The organism is Enterococcus sp. AZ063, assembly GCF_051715045.1.
Taxonomy (GTDB): domain Bacteria; phylum Bacillota; class Bacilli; order Lactobacillales; family Enterococcaceae; genus Enterococcus_D; species Enterococcus_D casseliflavus.
Window position 1 is genome coordinate 597,017 of record NZ_JBIOTA010000001.1, and the last position, 18,913, is coordinate 615,929.

General features: G+C 40.2%; 16 protein-coding genes. 12 read left to right on the forward strand and 4 right to left on the reverse strand.

From position 1 onward, the window contains the following. Positions 1-13: 13 nt before the first annotated feature. The 3 genes from IGK61_RS02740 (at position 14) to IGK61_RS02750 (ending at position 4,471) form a co-directional block, all read left to right on the forward strand. Complete coding sequence (locus IGK61_RS02740; RefSeq protein ID WP_074536584.1) at positions 14-526, forward strand: ClbS/DfsB family four-helix bundle protein; 513 nt, start codon at positions 14-16, stop codon at positions 524-526. 424 nt (positions 527-950) lie between these two features. Continuing rightward, entirely contained in the window at positions 951-3,314 is a 2,364-nt protein-coding gene (locus IGK61_RS02745; protein ID WP_074536583.1) for an HAD-IC family P-type ATPase, read from the forward strand. Positions 3,315-3,544: 230 nt separating this feature from the next. Beyond that, entirely contained in the window at positions 3,545-4,471 is a 927-nt protein-coding gene (locus tag IGK61_RS02750) for a LacI family DNA-binding transcriptional regulator (RefSeq protein WP_074536582.1), read from the forward strand. 415 nt (positions 4,472-4,886) lie between these two features. On the opposite strand, the gene IGK61_RS02755 is transcribed toward IGK61_RS02750, so the two are convergent. Together IGK61_RS02755 and IGK61_RS02760 are read right to left on the reverse strand one after the other, a co-directional pair. After that, the gene (locus IGK61_RS02755; protein WP_005227564.1) at positions 4,887-5,075 is read right to left on the reverse strand and encodes a hypothetical protein; all 189 of its coding nucleotides are present in this window, start codon (positions 5,073-5,075) and stop codon (positions 4,887-4,889) included. 604 nt (positions 5,076-5,679) lie between these two features. Continuing rightward, a complete protein-coding gene (locus IGK61_RS02760; protein ID WP_074536581.1) occupies positions 5,680-8,427 on the reverse strand; it encodes a sigma 54-interacting transcriptional regulator in 2,748 nt (915 codons plus the stop codon). Between the two features lie 252 nt (positions 8,428-8,679). Between IGK61_RS02760 and IGK61_RS02765 the strand changes: the two genes are divergently transcribed. The 9 genes from IGK61_RS02765 to IGK61_RS02805 all read left to right on the forward strand — a co-directional run bounded on the left by IGK61_RS02765 (position 8,680) and on the right by IGK61_RS02805 (position 17,112). Beyond that, positions 8,680-9,120 (forward strand): PTS sugar transporter subunit IIA, encoded by a 441-nt coding sequence (locus IGK61_RS02765; RefSeq protein ID WP_074536580.1) that lies wholly within the window; start codon positions 8,680-8,682, stop codon positions 9,118-9,120. A 1-nt stretch (position 9,121) separates the two neighbouring features. Next, positions 9,122-9,604, forward strand: coding sequence for a PTS system mannose/fructose/N-acetylgalactosamine-transporter subunit IIB (locus IGK61_RS02770; protein WP_074536579.1), 483 nt, complete (start codon positions 9,122-9,124; stop codon positions 9,602-9,604). A gap of 2 nt (positions 9,605-9,606) precedes the next feature. Continuing rightward, the gene (locus tag IGK61_RS02775) at positions 9,607-10,380 is read left to right on the forward strand and encodes a PTS mannose/fructose/sorbose/N-acetylgalactosamine transporter subunit IIC (RefSeq protein ID WP_074536578.1); all 774 of its coding nucleotides are present in this window, start codon (positions 9,607-9,609) and stop codon (positions 10,378-10,380) included. Continuing rightward, complete coding sequence (locus tag IGK61_RS02780; protein ID WP_074536577.1) at positions 10,377-11,201, forward strand: PTS system mannose/fructose/sorbose family transporter subunit IID; 825 nt, start codon at positions 10,377-10,379, stop codon at positions 11,199-11,201. The genes IGK61_RS02775 and IGK61_RS02780 overlap by 4 nt, the downstream gene beginning before the upstream one ends. A gap of 48 nt (positions 11,202-11,249) precedes the next feature. After that, positions 11,250-13,832, forward strand: a complete 2,583-nt coding sequence (locus IGK61_RS02785) for a family 78 glycoside hydrolase catalytic domain (protein WP_074536576.1) — start codon at positions 11,250-11,252, stop codon at positions 13,830-13,832. Positions 13,833-14,035: 203 nt separating this feature from the next. Further along, on the forward strand, positions 14,036-14,494 hold the full coding sequence (locus tag IGK61_RS02790; protein WP_074536575.1) for a hypothetical protein: 459 nt from the start codon (positions 14,036-14,038) through the stop codon (positions 14,492-14,494). Between the two features lie 322 nt (positions 14,495-14,816). Then, entirely contained in the window at positions 14,817-16,124 is a 1,308-nt protein-coding gene (locus IGK61_RS02795; RefSeq protein WP_074536574.1) for a DUF3440 domain-containing protein, read from the forward strand. Positions 16,125-16,160: 36 nt separating this feature from the next. After that, entirely contained in the window at positions 16,161-16,652 is a 492-nt protein-coding gene (locus IGK61_RS02800; protein WP_074536573.1) for a hypothetical protein, read from the forward strand. Then, the gene (locus IGK61_RS02805; protein ID WP_005227576.1) at positions 16,579-17,112 is read left to right on the forward strand and encodes an IbrB-like domain-containing protein; all 534 of its coding nucleotides are present in this window, start codon (positions 16,579-16,581) and stop codon (positions 17,110-17,112) included. Before IGK61_RS02800 ends, IGK61_RS02805 begins: the two co-directional genes overlap by 74 nt. Before the next feature lie 51 nt (positions 17,113-17,163). Here IGK61_RS02805 and IGK61_RS02810 read toward each other — a convergent pair whose 3' ends face one another. Together IGK61_RS02810 and IGK61_RS02815 are read right to left on the reverse strand one after the other, a co-directional pair. Continuing rightward, a complete protein-coding gene (locus IGK61_RS02810; RefSeq protein ID WP_010748814.1) occupies positions 17,164-17,316 on the reverse strand; it encodes a hypothetical protein in 153 nt (50 codons plus the stop codon). 489 nt (positions 17,317-17,805) lie between these two features. Beyond that, positions 17,806-18,681 (reverse strand): LysR family transcriptional regulator, encoded by an 876-nt coding sequence (locus IGK61_RS02815; protein WP_074536572.1) that lies wholly within the window; start codon positions 18,679-18,681, stop codon positions 17,806-17,808. Positions 18,682-18,913 lie beyond the last annotated feature (232 nt).

An 18,913-nucleotide genomic window follows, 5' to 3' on the forward strand; every position in this document is an offset into this window, starting at 1 on the left:
AGGAGGACAAACAATGAGACAATATGAAAGCAAAGCAGCACTGATCCAAGAGATCACAGAACGTTACCAAAAATTTCGCCAAGAATTTGATGAAATTCCTGAAGCCTTGCGAAATCAACGGATAGCAAGTGTCGACAAGACCCCTTCAGAAAACTTGTCTTACCAAATCGGCTGGGTCAGTTTGTTATTGTCATGGGAAGCACAGGAACAGCAAGGGATCAGCGTTCACACACCTGCTGAAGGGTACAAATGGAACAACCTTGGCGGATTGTATCAATCGTTTTATCAGACATACGGCAGTTTGACCTTCGCACAGCAGCAAGAGCTCTTAGACCAAAAAGTGACGGCACTTTGCCAGTGGATCGAAGGCTTATCCGATCAGGAATTGTTTGAAGCAAGGCAGCGGGATTGGGCAACCACCAAAGCACAGTGGCCAGTCTATAAATGGATCCATATCAATACAGTAGCACCCTTTACCAATTTCCGAACGAAAATCCGAAAATGGAAAAAGGAAGCACTGCATTGATCAATAAAAGAAGCAAGCTGGTTGAGCGTTTTTTAGCAACTGAGGGAACAGCTAACTTAAAGAATTGTTAAACAGTTGATCTGTGAAGATCAGCTGTTTTTTTTGTTTTGTGTCATCGCAAGAAACCACCTGGAAAGCCTATGCTAGCTTATTGTCTAGTCGGTTTAGGTTAAGGAATAAACTGTTATTTTAATTCCTAAAGTGACGCGAAGGTGACAAAAATGAAACGCCAATTCGTAAAAGGGTATGCTATATTTTAAACAGTACTTGTTTTTTTACAGAAAAAAAAGTGAGGAGTCGATGGCGTATCTTACGCAATCGCCGCCAATTGGTTTTATAGAAAACACACAAAACCATTCCCAAGTCCGATGCAAGTTTGCTGAATATTCAGCAAAATAAAAGTAAATGACTAAGAATAGAAAGGGTGAGGATCATCGAAAACAACCAAACCATTGGCTTGACGTCAGGAGAAGTCAAGGTGCGGGTGCAGCGCGGTCAAGTCAATAAGACAAAAAAGGATACGACGAATACGTACCCGAAAATCCTTTTTACCAATATCTTTACCTTTTTCAATTTGATCAACTGTGTCCTATTCTTTCTCGTCTGTTTGACGGGTTCTTATCAAAACGGTTTGTTCGTCTTTGTTGTCTTCAGCAATGTGATCATCAATCTCTTTCAAGAAGTTCGTTCCAAACGAACGCTGGATAAGCTGGCATTGCTAAAAGTTGCCAAAGCCGATGTTTATCGGGATGGCAAGCTGGAGAACTTGCCGATCCACAAACTCGTAATGGATGATGTGTTACGACTGAAAAGCGGGGATCAAGTGCCGACGGATGCCAAAGTCATTCAAGGATCTTTAGAGGTAAATGAATCCTTGCTGACTGGTGAAATGGATACGATCTACAAGCAGCCAGCAGACGAGTTGTTTTCTGGTAGTTTTATCACTGCTGGCGAAGCGTTATGCCAAGTGATCCACGTAGGCGCTGACAACTATATCGCAAAAATCAACAAAGAAGCCAAAACCATCAAACGACAAAAATACTTGATCCAAGGCAGTTTAAACAAAATCATTCGTTGGATCAGTCTGATTTTGGTCCCATTATGTACCCTCTTGTTCGTTAAACAGTTCTATTTCTCTCATGCGACTTTCAACACCGCCATCTTACGGACGGTGGCGGCAGCTGTGGGAATGTTCCCCGAAGGTTTGTTTTTATTGACCAGTGTCACGTTGACCATCAGTGCCGTCTATCTGGCGCGCAAAAAAGTGATGGTGCAGGAATTGAACTGCATTGATGCCTTGGCACGGGTCGATGTTCTTTGCTTAGATAAAACGGGCACGATCACCGAAGGCAAGATGACGGTGGAAAAGACGATTTCCTTTCATTCAGAAACACCATTGGCAGAAATCACTGGTAACTTAATGGCGCAGCTGCCCGATCAGAACCCAACGGCAATGGCGCTGCGAACCTTTTTCCCAGAAAAAACGACGTACCAGATGCAGCAAGTCGTCCCTTTTTCATCAGATCGTAAATTCAGTTGCGTCACGTTTGAAGGACAAGGCACTTATTTCATCGGAGCTGCGTCGATTTTACTGGGAACCAACCATGAAGCTGTCTTAAAACAGGAAAGGCAGCTGGCAGAAGAAGGCTACCGAGTGATCGTTTTGGCTCACAGTACGCAAGGCTATGAGGAGGCAGGACTGCCGACGGATATTGAACCGCTGGGCTTTTATTTGCTGTCAGACACGATTCGTGAAGATGCCAAAGAGACCTTGGAGTATTTTCGTTCACAGGCAATCCAATGCAAGATCATCTCTGGCGATGATCCAGTGACAGTCAGTCAAATCGCGAAAAAAGTCAATCTACCAGGGGCTGCTGATTTTATCGATGTGTCAAAATTAACTGCGACCGAATTAAAAGAAGCTGTCAGCAACTATCAGATTTTTGGTCGAGTGACGCCGCAACAAAAGAAAGAAATGGTTCTCTACTTGAAAGAACAAGGGCATACCGTCGCGATGACTGGCGATGGCGTCAACGATGTTTTGGCGCTGAAAGAAGCCGACTGCTCGATCGCAATGGCTTCTGGTGTTGATGCTGCGCGTCAAGTGTCAAATCTGGTTCTTTTGGAAAATCAATTTGATGCTTTGCCATCGGTCATGGATGAAGGCCGCCGAGTGATCAATAACATTACCCGCTCAGGTTCATTGGTGCTAGTGCAAGTCTTATTCTCCATCATGATCACCATGGGGACGTTGTTATCAGGAACGACCTATCCTTTTGAGCCGATCCAATTAACGATCATCAATGCCTGCTTTGTCGGCATTCCGACCTTCTTTTTAAACTTTGAACCAGACTTCAATCGGATCAAAGGGGACTTTATGACGACGATTTTCAAAAATGCTTTTCCAACAGCCTTGACGATTACGGTAGGAACTTTGCTGATCATCAACTTTGGCTATTGGTTCAACAGCAGCAGTAAAGCTCTATCGATCATGAGCATTATTTTTACTGCTTGGAACTATCGCTTGATCCAGAAAAAAGTCTATCCAGCGATCAACAGCTATCGAACGATGATTTTTTTCAGCACTCAGATCTTGTACTTTGCTGCTTTGATCGTCGGTCGCGACCTCTTTAACCTAGGCAATACCAGCTATCTCAACCTCATCCTCTTGATTGCCTTGTTGAATTTTTCCGCCTACATGCAACGCTTTGCGGATAAGGGCATCGAGCTGCTGATGCGAAGATATACGAAGAAACGTAAAAGTTTATCAAAAGAAATGATTCAGTAAATAATAGAAAAACTGATTGCTTAAGCAGCGTTTGCAGCGTGCTAGGCAGTCAGTTTTTGATTTAAAATAAATTTCTTTTTTTTTCAAGGAGTCTAAGTCTTGCTATGAAACTCGTTTCATACCGTACAATCAACCAAGGGACCTTTTCAGAAAATTGTCGAAAGTGGAACAACTAATTTTCTATGGTAGACTTAGGTCACGAGCAAAACAATCAGATAGGAATGAAAGAAATGGCAACGATTCGCGATATAGCAAAAATTACTGGTTTTTCGATCACGACGGTCTCTCGTGTGATCAATGGCCATCCTTATGTCGATGAGCAAAAGCGAGCAACGATTTTGGCAGTGATGGAAGAACTAGATTACAAACCGAATAAAATCGCCCAAAAACTTAGCTCGGGGAAAACCTATAATATTGGAGTCATCGTACCGTTTGTCAATCACGCCTTCTTTGATGGAATTTTAAATGGCATCATGGAAGAAGCCTTTGCCCAAAAATACAAGGTGACGTTGCTTCCGACCAATTTTGATCGGAAGCTGGAGCTAGAATATCTAGAAGAATTCGCTGCAAAGGGATTTGACGGCTTGATCGTCATCACCCGCGCAAATCATATCGAGACATTTTATCCCTACATGGAAAAAGGACCGATTGTTTTTTGTGAAAATTCGACCGGTACTGCCGTTCCTTTCGTTGCGGTCGACTTGGTCGGCTCTGTGACAGCCAGTATCAATTATTTGAAAGAACAAGGTGTAAAACGCTTGGGACTGACGCTCGGGCGCAGCAAACGCCTCAGCTGCAATTCAGTCAACACGATCGCAAAAGCCAAGGAGCTGTTTCCTAATTTTTCTGAAGCAGATATTTATTGGGATTGTATCAAAGCACAAGATGGGATTTCCGCAGCTGCATTTTTTAAGGAACGAGGAATCGATGGGGTGATCACAAATGGGGACGAGATCGCAGCGATGATCTTAAATCAATACCCTCACGGAACAGCACCCGTCGTGATTGGGCAAGAAAACCTGCTCATCAGTCAAATGCTGCACTTTTCTTCCGTTGAGTTTCATCTGGATCAGTGCGGCAAAGAAGCCTTTCGCTTGTTTCAAGAAAGAAAACAAGAGCAGATCATTCTGCCTTACGAACTTATTATTCGTGAATAATCATTGTTATAAAAAGAACACACCTTTTTGTCGAGAGGTGTGTTTTTGCCTGCTTATTAAAGGGGAATTGTAGAGATAAAATAAAAAAATAAAGAAAAAATTTATTTTGAAAGCTTGCTTTTCACAGAGTAAAGGGCTACCATTGGTCTGTGGCTTTTTCGCCACAAAAATAGGAAACGTATCAGACAAGAGTACTTGGGGAAGATTCTCTTGGGGGAAGCCTGATACGTTTCCTTTTGTTCATTCTAACACTATTTATATATAAAGTAGAGAGATATTGAGTAGATAAATAAAAATACTACTGTAATTGATGAATAGGAAAAAGGCAATCTCACAGACGAGTTTCTCTGGAGCGATTTCCTACAACATGCTGGATGGCAAATTGCTCCATCATGTTTTGATTAATTACAAAGCATCAACTAACTAATTGTGTTGCACCCACTAGAAAATTACATAATTTCGCAACACCTGTTTCAGCTGTTTCTTTGATTAGAACAGTCGCAGTATTTTCGTAAACATGAATCACACTAACTTCTTGTAAACCGGTAAAGCCAATAACATTTGCCTGATAGTTTTGACCAGGGAACACTTGGTATTTTTCCATGTTTTTATCTCCTTCATTATTCTTATTTCAAAAGAATAATAATTAAAATTTAAGAAAAAGTAAAGTGAAACGATTTTTCATTCAAAAACACAGCCCTTTGGCGTTTGTCTCGAGTAGTTTCGATCATTTTCTGCAATTTTTCATTATGTTTTTCAATAAATATGCGGTGGCTTATTGAACTTTATTCAAGAATATATGCTGCTTTTTTTAAGCAGCAATCACAGATTTCATCTAAACGAATGGGAGAAATCAGCAGCTGAATTGTTTGTTTTGTACCGGATTGGGGCTTATAATAAAAATAGGAAGAAGGATCGACGTCATCGCTTCCTAAATCAATTGAAAAGGGCGTGGAAGTTATGGAAAACGTATACCGAAATAACTTTGTCAAAAGAACTATTCAACTGATGTTTGCACCAAAAAAAATCAGAAAGCGTCCACCAGAACAATGGATCAAAATGCCTACCGACCGAGGTATTCGGGGAAAGGACGCGTGATCCAGCATCTCGCAGCTATGCGTGAAATAGTATTTGAAGAAAGTAGAAAACGAAGGCAAGCCTGTTTGTAGGTTTGCCTTTTTTATTTTACCAAGTAGTGATGGCGTTCGTTATTTTTCCAAAATGATATCCAATAGGAAATAACATTCATCGTCAGAAATCGTGATCATAAACTGTTTTTCAATTTCTGTTAGTGCCGTTTTGATTGATCTTAATGTAGCTTCATCATATTTGTTTGTATCAGGATAAGCCAATTCATTCCCTTTTAGTAACAAACGTTCAATCAAATAAGCCGTATGGACCAATGTGTTTAAGATGATCGAGTTGGAAAAAGTCATGCCAAAAGCTGTTTCTAATTGGACGATCAAAGACTTTAAAGTGTCTTTGAGTTTAAAACCCGAAAGCAAGTAGAGGTATTTGTCTACGGATTCGATCCCCATGTCAATGACGATATCACGTGTGTAAAGCTCTGACGTAGCAGTTTGCTCTTTTTTTAATACACCACCAGCAAGTTTGATTAGCTTGTGCAGACCATTATTTAAGATGATTTCTTGCAAGGAGATGAAAGGGATAAAGGCAATTTTAGGATCTAATGTACCGACCATTGCGAGAATTTCGTAATCGTTATGTTTATCAATGAATTCGGTGACGGATCGTGCATCATTGCCACTGATCGGTTTGATATCCACGTCGTAAATACCGAAATTCTGAAAGCTGCTCTTTAAATTTGTTTCTAAAAATTTGGCAGTTCCTTCACCAGTACGGCAAACAGTATAAATGACTTTTCGCTTTTTGATACCAAAGTATTGATTGATTTTTTGCTGAATACCGTGGCTTCTTTTTTTCTCCAAATCAGCCAGTGACATGGCGGTCAAAGCCAGTTCCATTGAAAGCAATTCTTTGTTTTTTGCGGCTTCAAGCAGTAACAGAGTATCGATTCGTTCAAGAATAAATAAGTTCTTACCGGTTTCTTCTTTGATTTGTCCTTCAATCCCAGTCATGGAGCCCATATCGACAAACAATAAACAGTTTTCATAGTCTAGTTCCACAATCAATTGCTTGATTTTATCATAGACTTCTTTTGGGGCAGCCTGAAGTGGCATATCAATCGGGACTATAATCTCTTTACCTAAAAGCTGATTGATCGTATGGCTTAATTCAGTCGCCACTCGGTCACCATGTGCACAAACGAAAATACCAAAATCGCTCGTGGGTTTTTCGTTGTTTTTTATCGATGTAATTATTTCCGATAGAACAAGAATGTCATCTTCAGAGAAGAAGAGCGAATATTGGTTTTCTAGCTTTCGTATGATTCTTCTCAGTGCATTCGTCACTTTTTTATCAGCGATTTTTTTGCTCAGATCCAAAGTCGGTGCTTTTCCTTCTGCAGAGCGACTGTACATATACAAAGCAAAGGCAGTACTGATAGTGTCACTAATGATGATGTCACATTCTTCATACAAAATATCGGAAACGATCAACATGATATTTTTTATGTCTTCATTCAAAAGGAAAGTGAACTGTTCGTTCATCAGCCGTTGCTTAGCGATTTTTTGGCTGTAATCATTAAATGCTTTGGTGATTGAGTAGCCGTCTTTCTTTTCTTGGAAAAATTCCAGAAAATCATAGTCACCTTCAATAGGTTCATGCAAGAAAGATTCACTCCCAAAAATGAAAGCTTCTCGGTCGATCAATGTGTTGATGATCTTTTTTTCTTTTTGAGTGGTCGAAATAAAAGCAGACATGACTGAAGGCGGGAAGAACTCTTGGGTGATCAAGACTTTTTCAGCCTGTGTCTTTTTCTTTTCTAAAAGCCCTCGGGCGACGGATAGCTGGATATCGCTTTTCAGTTGTCCGATGTTTCCAATTGGCGTGTAGGTCAATAAGGAGGCAACGGCTTTTCCATCAACAGTGATCTGAGTGTTGATTTTTTTACTTTCACGGTCATAGAGATGAAAAATAAGCTCCAGGCGTTCTGAAAGATCACGATTGTTCAAACTAGGCATCTGAATGGAAACCGGAATACGTCGTTTAAAGGTATCCAACAAAACAGAATTCGGTGGTTCAGTGGTGGCAATGATCAAGAGCGCAGAAGCATACGTTTTATCTTGCGTTTCTCCTAGTTTATAGTAACTGCCTTTATCAATATATTGGAATAGCATCTCTTGACCTTCAGGAGGCAATCGATGGACTTCATCAAGGAATAATACACCGTTATCTGCAATCTCAATCAAGCCTTTTTTATCTGCTTCAGCCCCGGTATAAGCGCCTTTCTTACTTCCAAATAGCTGACCCAGTAGCAGTTGTGGGTTGGTGGAATAATCCGCACAATTTAAGGTGACAAACTGTGCTTCTTGAGAAAACACCCCTTCTTTTTTACCATGCTCGTACATTTTTTCAGCCAGTAGGCTTTTTCCAGTTCCTGATTCACCCAAGATCATCGTATGTAATCCTCTTGGAGGATAATTGATTGCGGCTTCGGCTAATTGAATAACGGGTGCTAAGCTTTTATGGGCACCAATCAGTGTCTCGAATGGTCGGTCTGATGATTTACTTTTTGACAAAGCGACGATCTCCTCAACGCTAGAAATCGTTTGCAATGGAATATATGGCAAAGAAAAGAGCTTCTCAAGGCTACGCTTGCAGAGAAAACGAGTAGGTTTTCCTGTGATTTTGATCAGTTTGTCTTCTTTTACTAATGCATTTAGATCAGCCGAGACATTGTTTCGCATCAGTCCTAATTGCTTTGCCACAAACATTGCGGTGATTCCAACATCAGGTTGTTTTACTAAATCTGATCGCGTCAAATCGGCGGTTACTTCTAAACAAAAAGCATATATTTTATCTATTCGTTTCATCAATCGTTCACCTCATGTCTAACTATACCGATAATCTTCGTAAAAGCAATACTCCTTCCTAAAGGGATGTGTCTCTCATGCATTGTTGGATCGTCTCATGTGTATTGAAGCGTATCGTAGCGAAACATTTTTATAAAAGTGAACAATTATGTGTATTGGATGTGTCTTATTATCTGTGGGAAAGCCTATTATTTCAGTAAATAAAAAAGTTGGCACGCAAATTGCATAAAGAAAAGTGAAAGGAGCGAGGATATGGAAAACAAAATAGGCGTCTTATTAGCAAGCCATGGGAAATTTGCTCAAGAGGCATTGAACAGCTTGAAAATGATTTTGGGAACGGTAGAAAATATCGAAGCAGTAGCTTTAGAACCAGGTACTGATCTTTCTGGATTTGTCGAGGTGATGGAGGCAAAGATTGAGAAATTGAATACCGAGGACGGTTTGCTAATTTTAAGTGATATTTATGGCGGCACTCCTAGTAATGCTGCAGCAATTATTTTATTAAAGCATCAACAGGAAAACTTTATCGCCTATTCTGGATTGAATTTAGCGGTCTTATTGGAGATCGCTAATAATCGTAATCAGTCATTTGTGAAGTTCGAAGATAGTATCCAGCAAGTGCTGCCGCTGATTTTTAAGAAAATCGAAGTGGCACCACTAGAAGCAACGGCAAAAGAAGAGGAGGAATTATAAAGTGGCTATTGAACTAGTTAGAATCGATGATCGGTTGATCCATGGACAGGTAGTGACGACTTGGGTCAAACAGAAAAAAATTGAGCAAATTTTGATTGTTAATGATGATATTGTAAATGACCCTGTTCAAAAATCAGTTTTTGACATGATGGCACCGCAGGATGTTTTAGTGAAAACATTTGGTGTAGATAAGTTTATCGAGGTCTACCACAAGACGACGATCAAACGTAGAACGTTGATTCTACTGACCAATTCGATTGATGCACTCAGTCTTTGTACAGGAGAAGTTACCTTTGATACGTTGAATGTTGGTGGGATGAAAAACAAACCGGGCAGAAAGCAATATACCAAAGCTGTTTCTTTATCCGAAGAGGAATTGAAAGCCCTTCAACTTATACAAGAAAAAGGGGTCGCTGTAGAAATTCAGATGATTCCTTCGGATAAGATCATCACCTTAAAAGACATTGAAAGGAGTGGAAAATAATCATGCTGATACAGTGTTTAATGTTGGCGATTTGGGCAGGTATTTGTACGGTTGATGAAAGAACTTTATGGACAGGTACACCGAAAGCAATTCTAGCAGGATCTGTCGCAGGTCTGATTATGGGGGATGTAACGACAGGGTTAGTGATCAGTGGAACGTTGCAGATGATGTGGCTTGCTAATGCGGCGATTGGGGCTTATGTACCACCGAATGAAGCGACAGGTGCAATCATTGGGGTGGCAATTGCAAGTATGACTGGAGGAGGCTTGGCTACAGGTTTAGCAGTTGCTGTTCCTACGGCATTGTTGTGTCAGCAAATTATTATGTTGACGAATACTGTCAATATTTTCTTCCTCCATCAAGCGGATAAAGCCGTTGAAACGGGTGATTTTGACAAAGTAGCACGCTATAACTATTTGGGGATTCCGTTGAGTTTTGTTGCTGGAGCGGTACCGGTCTTTTTGGCATCATACTTTGGTGGACCAGCGGTGGAATCTGTTCTTGATTTCATACCGGAGCAAGTGTTTGATGGCTTGACTGTCGCAGCAGGTATTATTCCTGTTGTGGGGATGGGAATGCTACTTATGATGATGATGGGGAAAAACATGTGGATCTTTTTGCTATTGGGCTTTGTTTTCTCAGCATATTTAGGATTAGGGACCATTGCCATCTCATTGATTGGGATTAGTTTAGCAGCATTGTACGACTTGATTATCAATAAAAATGAAAAAGAAGCAGTCAGTGTAGAAACAAGTGAGGGGGACTATGATCTATGACGAACAAAGTACAACAAGATGACGTGATCAAATCAGAACTAAGAAAATCATTTTTCCGATCAAATTTGTTGATGGCAACAAGCAACTTCGAGCGGATGCAGGCATTAGGTGCATATTATTCAATCGTTCCAACGTTGAAACGGCTATACGGGGATAAGCCTAAAGAGGAACGTGTGGCAGCGATTCGTCGGCATCTCGAATTTTTCAACACTAACCCTTATGTTTATGGTCCTATTTTAGGGATTACAATGGCGATGGAAGAACAGACACCAGAAACCCAAAAGGAATCAGTTATTGCGGTTAGAACGGGACTGATGGGTCCCTTTGCCGGGTTAGGGGATAGTTTGTTAGCAATGACTGTTGTTCCGATCTATATGAGTATTGCATCAGGGTTAGCGATTGAAGGCAATCCAATTGGTCCGATCTTATTCTTTGTTTTATTCTCCTTAACTATTTGGCCCATCAAATACAAAGGATTGATGCTTGGCTATGAAAAAGGTTCGGCTCTTTTGACCGGGAAAGACGGCAACAACATTTTGAGACGTCTTTCAACTATGGGGAATGTCGTAGGTATGATGGTCGTGGGATCGTTGATCGTCACAACCGTTCGAATCAACACTGCAATTGAATACACAGTGGGAGAATCAACGATCAATGTTCAAGAAATGCTTGATGGCATCATGCCGAATTTATTTCCATTCCTGTTGACTATCGGAATTTACTATCTTCTAAAGAGAAAGAGTGCAAAAAATGCCGTTCGCATTATTATTGCTATCATGGTTGCTGGGGTAGCACTTTCTCTGCTGGGAATTTTGGCATAATCAACAACGGCTGCTAGTGAATGTCAGCAGTAAGAGAGGGAAGGTTCTATGGAAACAATGCGTGTCAACGGCAAAGAAAATAACTGGTCGGTGGATCTTGAACAGCCGATTAAAATTGATTGGGCAGCACTTGATATCGACTTACAAAACGCAGAACTGATCATCTATCACGAAAACAAACAGATATATCGATCAGCCGTAGGTAGTGACGAAGTGTTTCGATACTTAAAATTGTCCATATGTGGTAAAAAACGGAAAAGATTTGTTGTTCAGCTTTTGGATTTGTCAGAAGAGACCGCTGAGTCAATAGTAAGAGCGGCGACAGTGTTTTATTCAGCTAATGGACAATTAGAAACGGCTTCTTGGATCACACGCTTAGATGATCCGATTGAAAAAGAACAGACCTTTTATCGTCCACGAGGCAATATCTGTTTTGAAAGACAACTGGTGATCAAGAATAAACAGGCAGATACCTTTTTAGATATCGCAGGGCTTGGGTATTATGACGTTTATATTAATAACAAGAAAATCAATGATTATTTTTTAAATTCTGATGTAACCAATTATTCGGCTTGTGTATATTACGACACGTATAAAATCAACGATTTTTTACATCAGGGTCAAAATCTGATTCAAGTGTTTTTAGGAAATGGTTGGTATACAGCAGCCCCATTGAAACTTTTAGGGAAATACAATATGCGTCATCGTCTAGCAGTCGGCAAACCGATGATGATTTGCCAAGTAAGTCAATATCAAAATGGAACGATTACTGAGTGCTTATGCTCTGATAGCAGTTGGCAAGCATCGGCGAAAAATCTCGTGTTTGATAATCTTTATATAGGGGAAATAAGAGATTTTAGCGGTCGCTTCATGGCTGCACACGAATGCCGAAAAGTTGACTTGACGACAGTTGAAATACCTGGTCCCGGTGGAATACTCACTCCTAGTTTTATTGAGAAAATCAAACGAGAATCTGGACTTACACCCAAATCGATCATTAAACAGGACAATCATTACTTGATCGATTTCGGTCGGATCATTTCGGGTCAAATCAGATTGGCTGTTATGGCAGATAACCAGCAGATTTGTATCGAATATGCCGAAAAAATAACCGAATCGAATGAATTGGACTATTCTACAACGACAACCAGTACGTATGGGGTAGATGATCCTGAGATGAAGATTGCTGCGGAAGATCCTGTGATTCAAAAGGATCAATTTACGACAGGTGTAGGTGTGACTATTTTCGAGAATCAGTTTACGTATCATTCTTTTCGTTATGTTTCCATCTATGAAAAAAGAGGTGCTTCTTTCGAGATCGAGAAAATCGAAGCATTTCCGACTTATACAGAAATGAGTCAAATCACAACATTCGATTCTTCAGATGAATCATTGAATCAGCTTTTTGAGGCACATGTTCAGACGAAAAAAAACAATATCCACTCCTATTATGAAGATTGTGCGCGGGAACGTTTAGGTTATGGTGGGGATATCGCAGCTTTGTTGGAGTCACAGCTTACGTTATTTGATTCCGAAAATCTGCTGAGAAAAGTATTGGCTGATTTTCTCTACGACCAGACGATAATCGGTGGGATCACGCAAACAGCACCTTATATGGGGATTCAGACCTATGGACCAAGTGATAAAGCTGGGTCTTTGGGATGGCAGTTGGTCTTACCAGAAATAGCGATCAAATTGATCAAATATTATGGGACTCACTTCTTAACAAAGCCTATTCGAGATGGGTTGAAACAGCACTTGAATTATTTGCTAAGCTTTAGTTATGACTATATCAAGCAATGCTGCCTTGGCGATTGGGGTGCTTTAGAGACAAAGATAATTAACGGAAAAGAAACACCACCTGATCGAGAATTTTGTTCTGCTGCAATGTACTTGATTTTATTGAAGAAGTATCGATTATTGTCGACTAAATTAGCCTTATCATCTGAACAAAATGAACAGCTGAATGAAAGAATCGCTCAATCGGAGGCGCAGATCAATGAGGAGTTCAAAAATCCTGATGGTACTTTTCAAAGTGGCAGCCACTCGTCGTCCATCTTTGCATTAAAAGCTGGTTTAGTAGAAGATGAAGTTGTATTTATCGAACGTTTGGCGGCTCAGATTCAAGCAACGGATTCGCTTATTACTTGCGGTATTTTTGGCATGGCATGGTCATATGAAATTTTTTCAGATCAACCACAGTTGATTTATCGTTGGTTAACTAGAAAAAAACACCCGAGCTTTTTCAATATGATTCAGCAAAACAGGGGTGTATTGAGCGAATACTTTGAAGCGATGCCAGGTTCTTCGCTGAACCATGCAATGTTCTCATCCTATGGCAGCTGGTTTGTCACAAATCTACTAGGACTGAAAGTAACAGAGGACAGTGAAGGTACTGACTGCTTGTTCTTCTCGCCTTATGTGCCAGAGGATTTGCATTTTGTTAAGGGAAGCTATCGATCCATACATGGAATGATCACCACTTCTTGGCAAAAATCCGAGAAGATTGTCACTTGTCAGCTTAAAGTACCTAAAGCCATAAAAGTGATATTTGGCGCACAAGTTCAAGTTCACCAAAAAGATTGTTGTGAGCAGGGAGATCAATACGTTTTGACGATTGCTCCAAGCTAATTCAGAACGATGAAACGTAATAAAGTAAAAACGATCAGAGAATGCTTCTGATCGTTTTTATTTTTCACATGAAGAATAGGATGAATACCAGAAAGAGGGGAAGAAGCATTTAGGTAGTCTTTTTCGTACTTGAATTCTGTTAAAATACATATATAGGTTTAAACAGGAAAAATAATCTTATAATTTTTAAAGAAGGTGAAAGCATGGATTACCAAGAAATCGCGCGTCATTTTCAGACGACATCCTTTGATCCCCAACCGTTTGTGCAAACGGCGATCGATGATCGAAAGGTAAGGGAGAAGCTAGTGGAGAATGTCGTTGATGGTCAAAATCATATCAATGAGTATTTTAATAGTTATTTGATCATTAAAGAAGTAGCCATTAAAAACCCTGAGCTGATTTATGATGAGTGGGAACGGATCTGGGCATTGAATACCCACAAAAATTCCTATCATCGGTGGATCGCCCACGATTTGATCACGCACCTTCTGGTGATCGATCATGAAGACAAGTTTGAAGCAATCAAGCGAGAATATGTACTGCTGCCCAAAGAAGAAAAAATCAGTAATTACAAGAAGATGTCTGAGAATATCCAAAAGGCTATGAAGCTCAAAGACCTCAGCAAAGAAATTTCACTGTTATGGAAAATTAAGTACATGTGATGAATGAACGGATAATCAGGTTGATGGTATTGCTTTCTATTAGCTAAATCATAGAAAAAACAGGCTATCTTTTTGTGATTCAAAAACGAGCAGATGTATCAGTAGCAAGCATCGATTATGACGTTGAAAAAATTGATATCTCTGTTTTTTTAGCCTGTAGTTGACTCATTATTCGATACTGAGCGCGCGTATTTCAACATGTCGCTGTATGAAATAACAGGGAAATCTCCCTTAAGTCCTTGTAAGAAGCTAAGTGAAACTTTATACTAGAATGTAATACTTATTCAAAAAAAGGACAAATAAAATGAGGACATGAGCTTTTATGAAGAAATATTGTAAGGATAATGTGCTAGAAGCGGCGATGACGCGTCTGGAATATATTTTTGATACGTTTCCCCATGTGTATTTCTCTTTCAGTGGTGGAAAAGATAGCGGGGCCATGATCCAATTGGCTGACCAAGTCGCACAGAAAAAAAAGAAAACTTTTGATCTGCTGATTTTAGATATCGAAGCAAATTATGACGCTACGAGAACGTTCATGGAAAAAATCAAAGCGTTACCAAGTATCAATCAAACCTTCCACTTCTGTTTGCCCTTTTACGAGGACAACAATACCAGCGTCTTTCAGCCACAATGGTTGATGTGGGATGAACAAGAACGTGAGAAGTGGGTACAGCCGATGCCAAAAGATGCGATTTCACTTGCTGATTTGGATGAATCATTGATGGAAATCTATCAGAGTGCAAATATGAACCCTGATAAGTTCTTACGAAACTTTGCTCATTGGTACGCAAGCTATCATCAGTTTGAGCCTGTTGCTTGTGGTGTGGGGATACGAACCCAGGAAAGTCTGTATCGGTATCGATCGATCACATCGCCAAAGTATAACTTTCGGAAGCAATGCTGGATCAAACGGCAAGTAGCAGATTCAATGGTCGTTAATTTTTACCCAATCTATGATTGGAAGACCGAAGATGTGTGGGGAGCCTATGCCCATTTTGACTGGCCGATCAATGGCTTTTATGAAAAGTTGTATGATCATGGCGTTCCGATCCATCAAATGCGGATCTGTCAGCCTTACGGTATGCAGCAACGTAAAGGCTTGTACCAATATGCTTTGGTGGAACCGGAAACGTGGGAACGCGTCGTCAATCGTGTGTCAGGAGCCAATTTTGGTCGATTGTATGCCCAGACGGGATTATTGGCGCATTACAATACGAGAAAGCCCAGTCATATGACTTGGCAAGAGTATGCGGTCTTTTTACTGGAATCAATTGGACTTTATTCAAAGAAATTGCAGGATCATTATTACCGCAAAATCACGATTTTGATTGATCATTATCGAGAAAAGCACGGGATCGAAGTGGAAAATATACCCGATGTGACCAAACGTAAGGACTGGCTGAAAAACGAAGTACTCTGGCATGACTGGAAAGGGATCGCTCGTGCGTTAGAAAAAAATGATTTTTCTTTGAGTACGCGACAATATAGTTTGACGAAAAAAGATGAGTCTGAATTGTATGAGTTGGCGGTCGATTTTGGGGCGGCTTTGGGGATCGAGCATTTACCCAAGTATCAGTTAAAAAAATTGAATGCCAAATACGAGTATTTAACGAAAAAAATCACCTAACGATGGACGAGTGCGTCCTTAGAGAGGAAGGGTTTTGTGAACGAACGATTGGTTTTATTTTTTCCACCGTATAAGAAAAGCCAATTCTATCAATTGATGGGGGCTTTTTTTGCGGAACGGGTGTATCAGCAGCAATTTCCGTACTTAGTCAATGATGAGAACTGCTACTGGTACGTGATTCTTGATGACGAAAAACGGGTGACTGCTTTTTCTTATTATGAAAAAGGCGCCAACAAAGTGGAGCTAGGGGAATTTTATGAAAAAGATCCAGCCGCTCAATTTAAAAAGTTTCTTTTACGGAAAATGCTGGTGGATATCAGCCGCAAATACCCAGAAGCAGAGATTCTCGCTTCTAGTAACCAGCCTAGTGAAATTGCCCTTTTGGAGTCAAAAGGGTTTGCGGTCTATCGACAAACAAAAAATTATTCATTTCTAAAAAGGAGTGTAGTACCTCATGAGCGATATCGATTTTCCAGTGTTAGCGGCGAAGCTGATCCCAGTCAGCAAGATTCACGCGAATACGTATAACCCCAACACCGTGGCTGCTCCAGAAATGGATTTACTGGAACTGTCGATTCGAGAAGATGGCTTTACGCAGCCATTGGTTTGTTACCATGATAAGGAGCAAGACAAGTATATTTTGATCGATGGGTTTCATCGGTACATCGTAGCAAAAGACCGCTTGGAATTGCCAAGTGTTCCGGTCACGGTGATCGATAAGCCATTTGAGAATCGCATTGCTTCAACGATTCGCCACAATCGAGCACGTGGTACCCATGGCATCGAGAAGATGGGAAACATCGTGCAGCAGTTGGTGGCTAACGAGTGGTCGGATGAACGAATTGCCAAGGAATTGGGGATGGACCGCGAAGAGGTCTTTCGCTTTAAGCAGCGTTCAGGTTTGAAAAGTGCCTTTTCTAACCATGAATTCAGCAAGTCTTGGATTGAGTTTGAAAAAAGATATTACAAAGGCAAAAAAGAGACCTGAGAAGTTGAAAAAACTATTTAAAAAAGCTATCTATTAGAAGATAGCGATTCGTTAATAATTCTTTTTAAATTTTGAATAGGTGTTTTTTACAACGATAACGATCAAATTGACCACCATCGACAAGCAAAGCGTCCCTAAGAGAATAGCTAGGATCACACCTAATGCGTCTCTTAGAAAGCTGAAGATCGCTTCAATGATAAACATGGTTTTTCCTCCTTTTCTCATCGTCTATTTTTTCTGACAATTGCAAAAACAGCTTCCTTGAGCAATAACTACCCAAAGACTTTGCCCTGCGGGGTACATGCCTCAGTTTCTTGAGAACCCGTCGCTTCAAAATTGAGTATACTTTGTAAATAATGAAAAAACGTTTCTATTTTTTTCAATCGGAGAAAAAATCGGAAATGTTAAGAATAACGACACCTTTTCTGATTTTTCTTCGGTTTACATCAATAATCGTATCAGGTTGCATAAAAAAAGTAAAATGATAACAAAAAATCGAATCGAGAAAAAAGATACTATTTCGTAACTTTATAACCGTAAGCGAATTCAAAAACCTTGCTGCACCAAGTCTTTAAAACGTAAAGACTTGGTGCAGCTCTTTTGTTTCCCGCTGTAACGAGGTTTACAAAATGATTGACATCATTTTCTAGCAAAAGCATAATTGCATAAAAATCAATGCAGATTAAAACCGTTTTATAACAAGGATAGTAAGCGCACTTTTAGTTCGAAGACAAAATTCTTTGTGATGCTGGGAGAAAGCATCAGTGGATGTTTTGACAATAAGCCGATCGACATGTGGAGATCAGGCAAAGGAAGCGAGACGATTTTTACTCGAGCATGAGTTTGCTCAATGATGGAACGAGGGATCAGACTGCAGTATCCAGTTCGTTCGATCAAGTACGGAATCGTACTGATATTGCTGACAGACTCCCAATGGATCGAAGGAACCTGATTGTCAAGATAGCTTTCAATTTTTGTGCGAGCTGGACAGTCAGACTTGGAACGATAGAGATGGCTCCCTTCAAGGTCGGCTAGCTCATTGATGATTAATGGGTTTGAGAGTGACGTAATGCAGCAAAGCTCTTCTTGAAACAATTCCTCGTAAGCAAAATGTTTCTCGTGAGGAAGTGAGCATAAGGCAAAATCAATTCGGTTTTCATTTAGTGCACTGGCTAATTCTAGTGTTGATCCCACGACGATCTCGAAGTTTATTTTTGGATAGTGCTGCGAAAAATCGTGAAGCAGTGCAGGCAAAACCAAAATGTCATAGGGTTGAAGGATGCCCATCCGTAACGAATACTCGACCGTATGGGAAGCATTGATCAACTGTTCTTTGACCTGCTCCCAGTGGGCAATCAGTTCGGGTACTTCCTGTTTCAACAATTCGCCTTCCAAGGTCAATACATTGCTTTTTCCTTCCAAAAATAACGCTACTTCTAATTCGTCTTCTAACTTTTTGATATGGTTCGTAACGGTCGACTGGGCATAGTTTAGTTTGGCGGCAGCTTTAGTAAACGTACCTTCCTCGACGATTGTTTTGAAGGATTGCAGCTCCTTGATAAAATCCACGTTTGTTCCCCTCTCTTTTTATCCATTATACAAAAAAGGAGCGGAGAGAAAATTTCTTTTTTTTCTAGGAAATAAAAAAAATAGATACAAAAGTTATTTAAAACATGCAGTCTGTTTTGACCGTATGTTTCTTTGTTTTTAAAATAACGATTTCCACATGTGGGGCTAAGAATAGCCGCTAAATGTCTTTCATTAAAAAATCCACGAAGCAGGCCAACTTTTCAGGGATTAC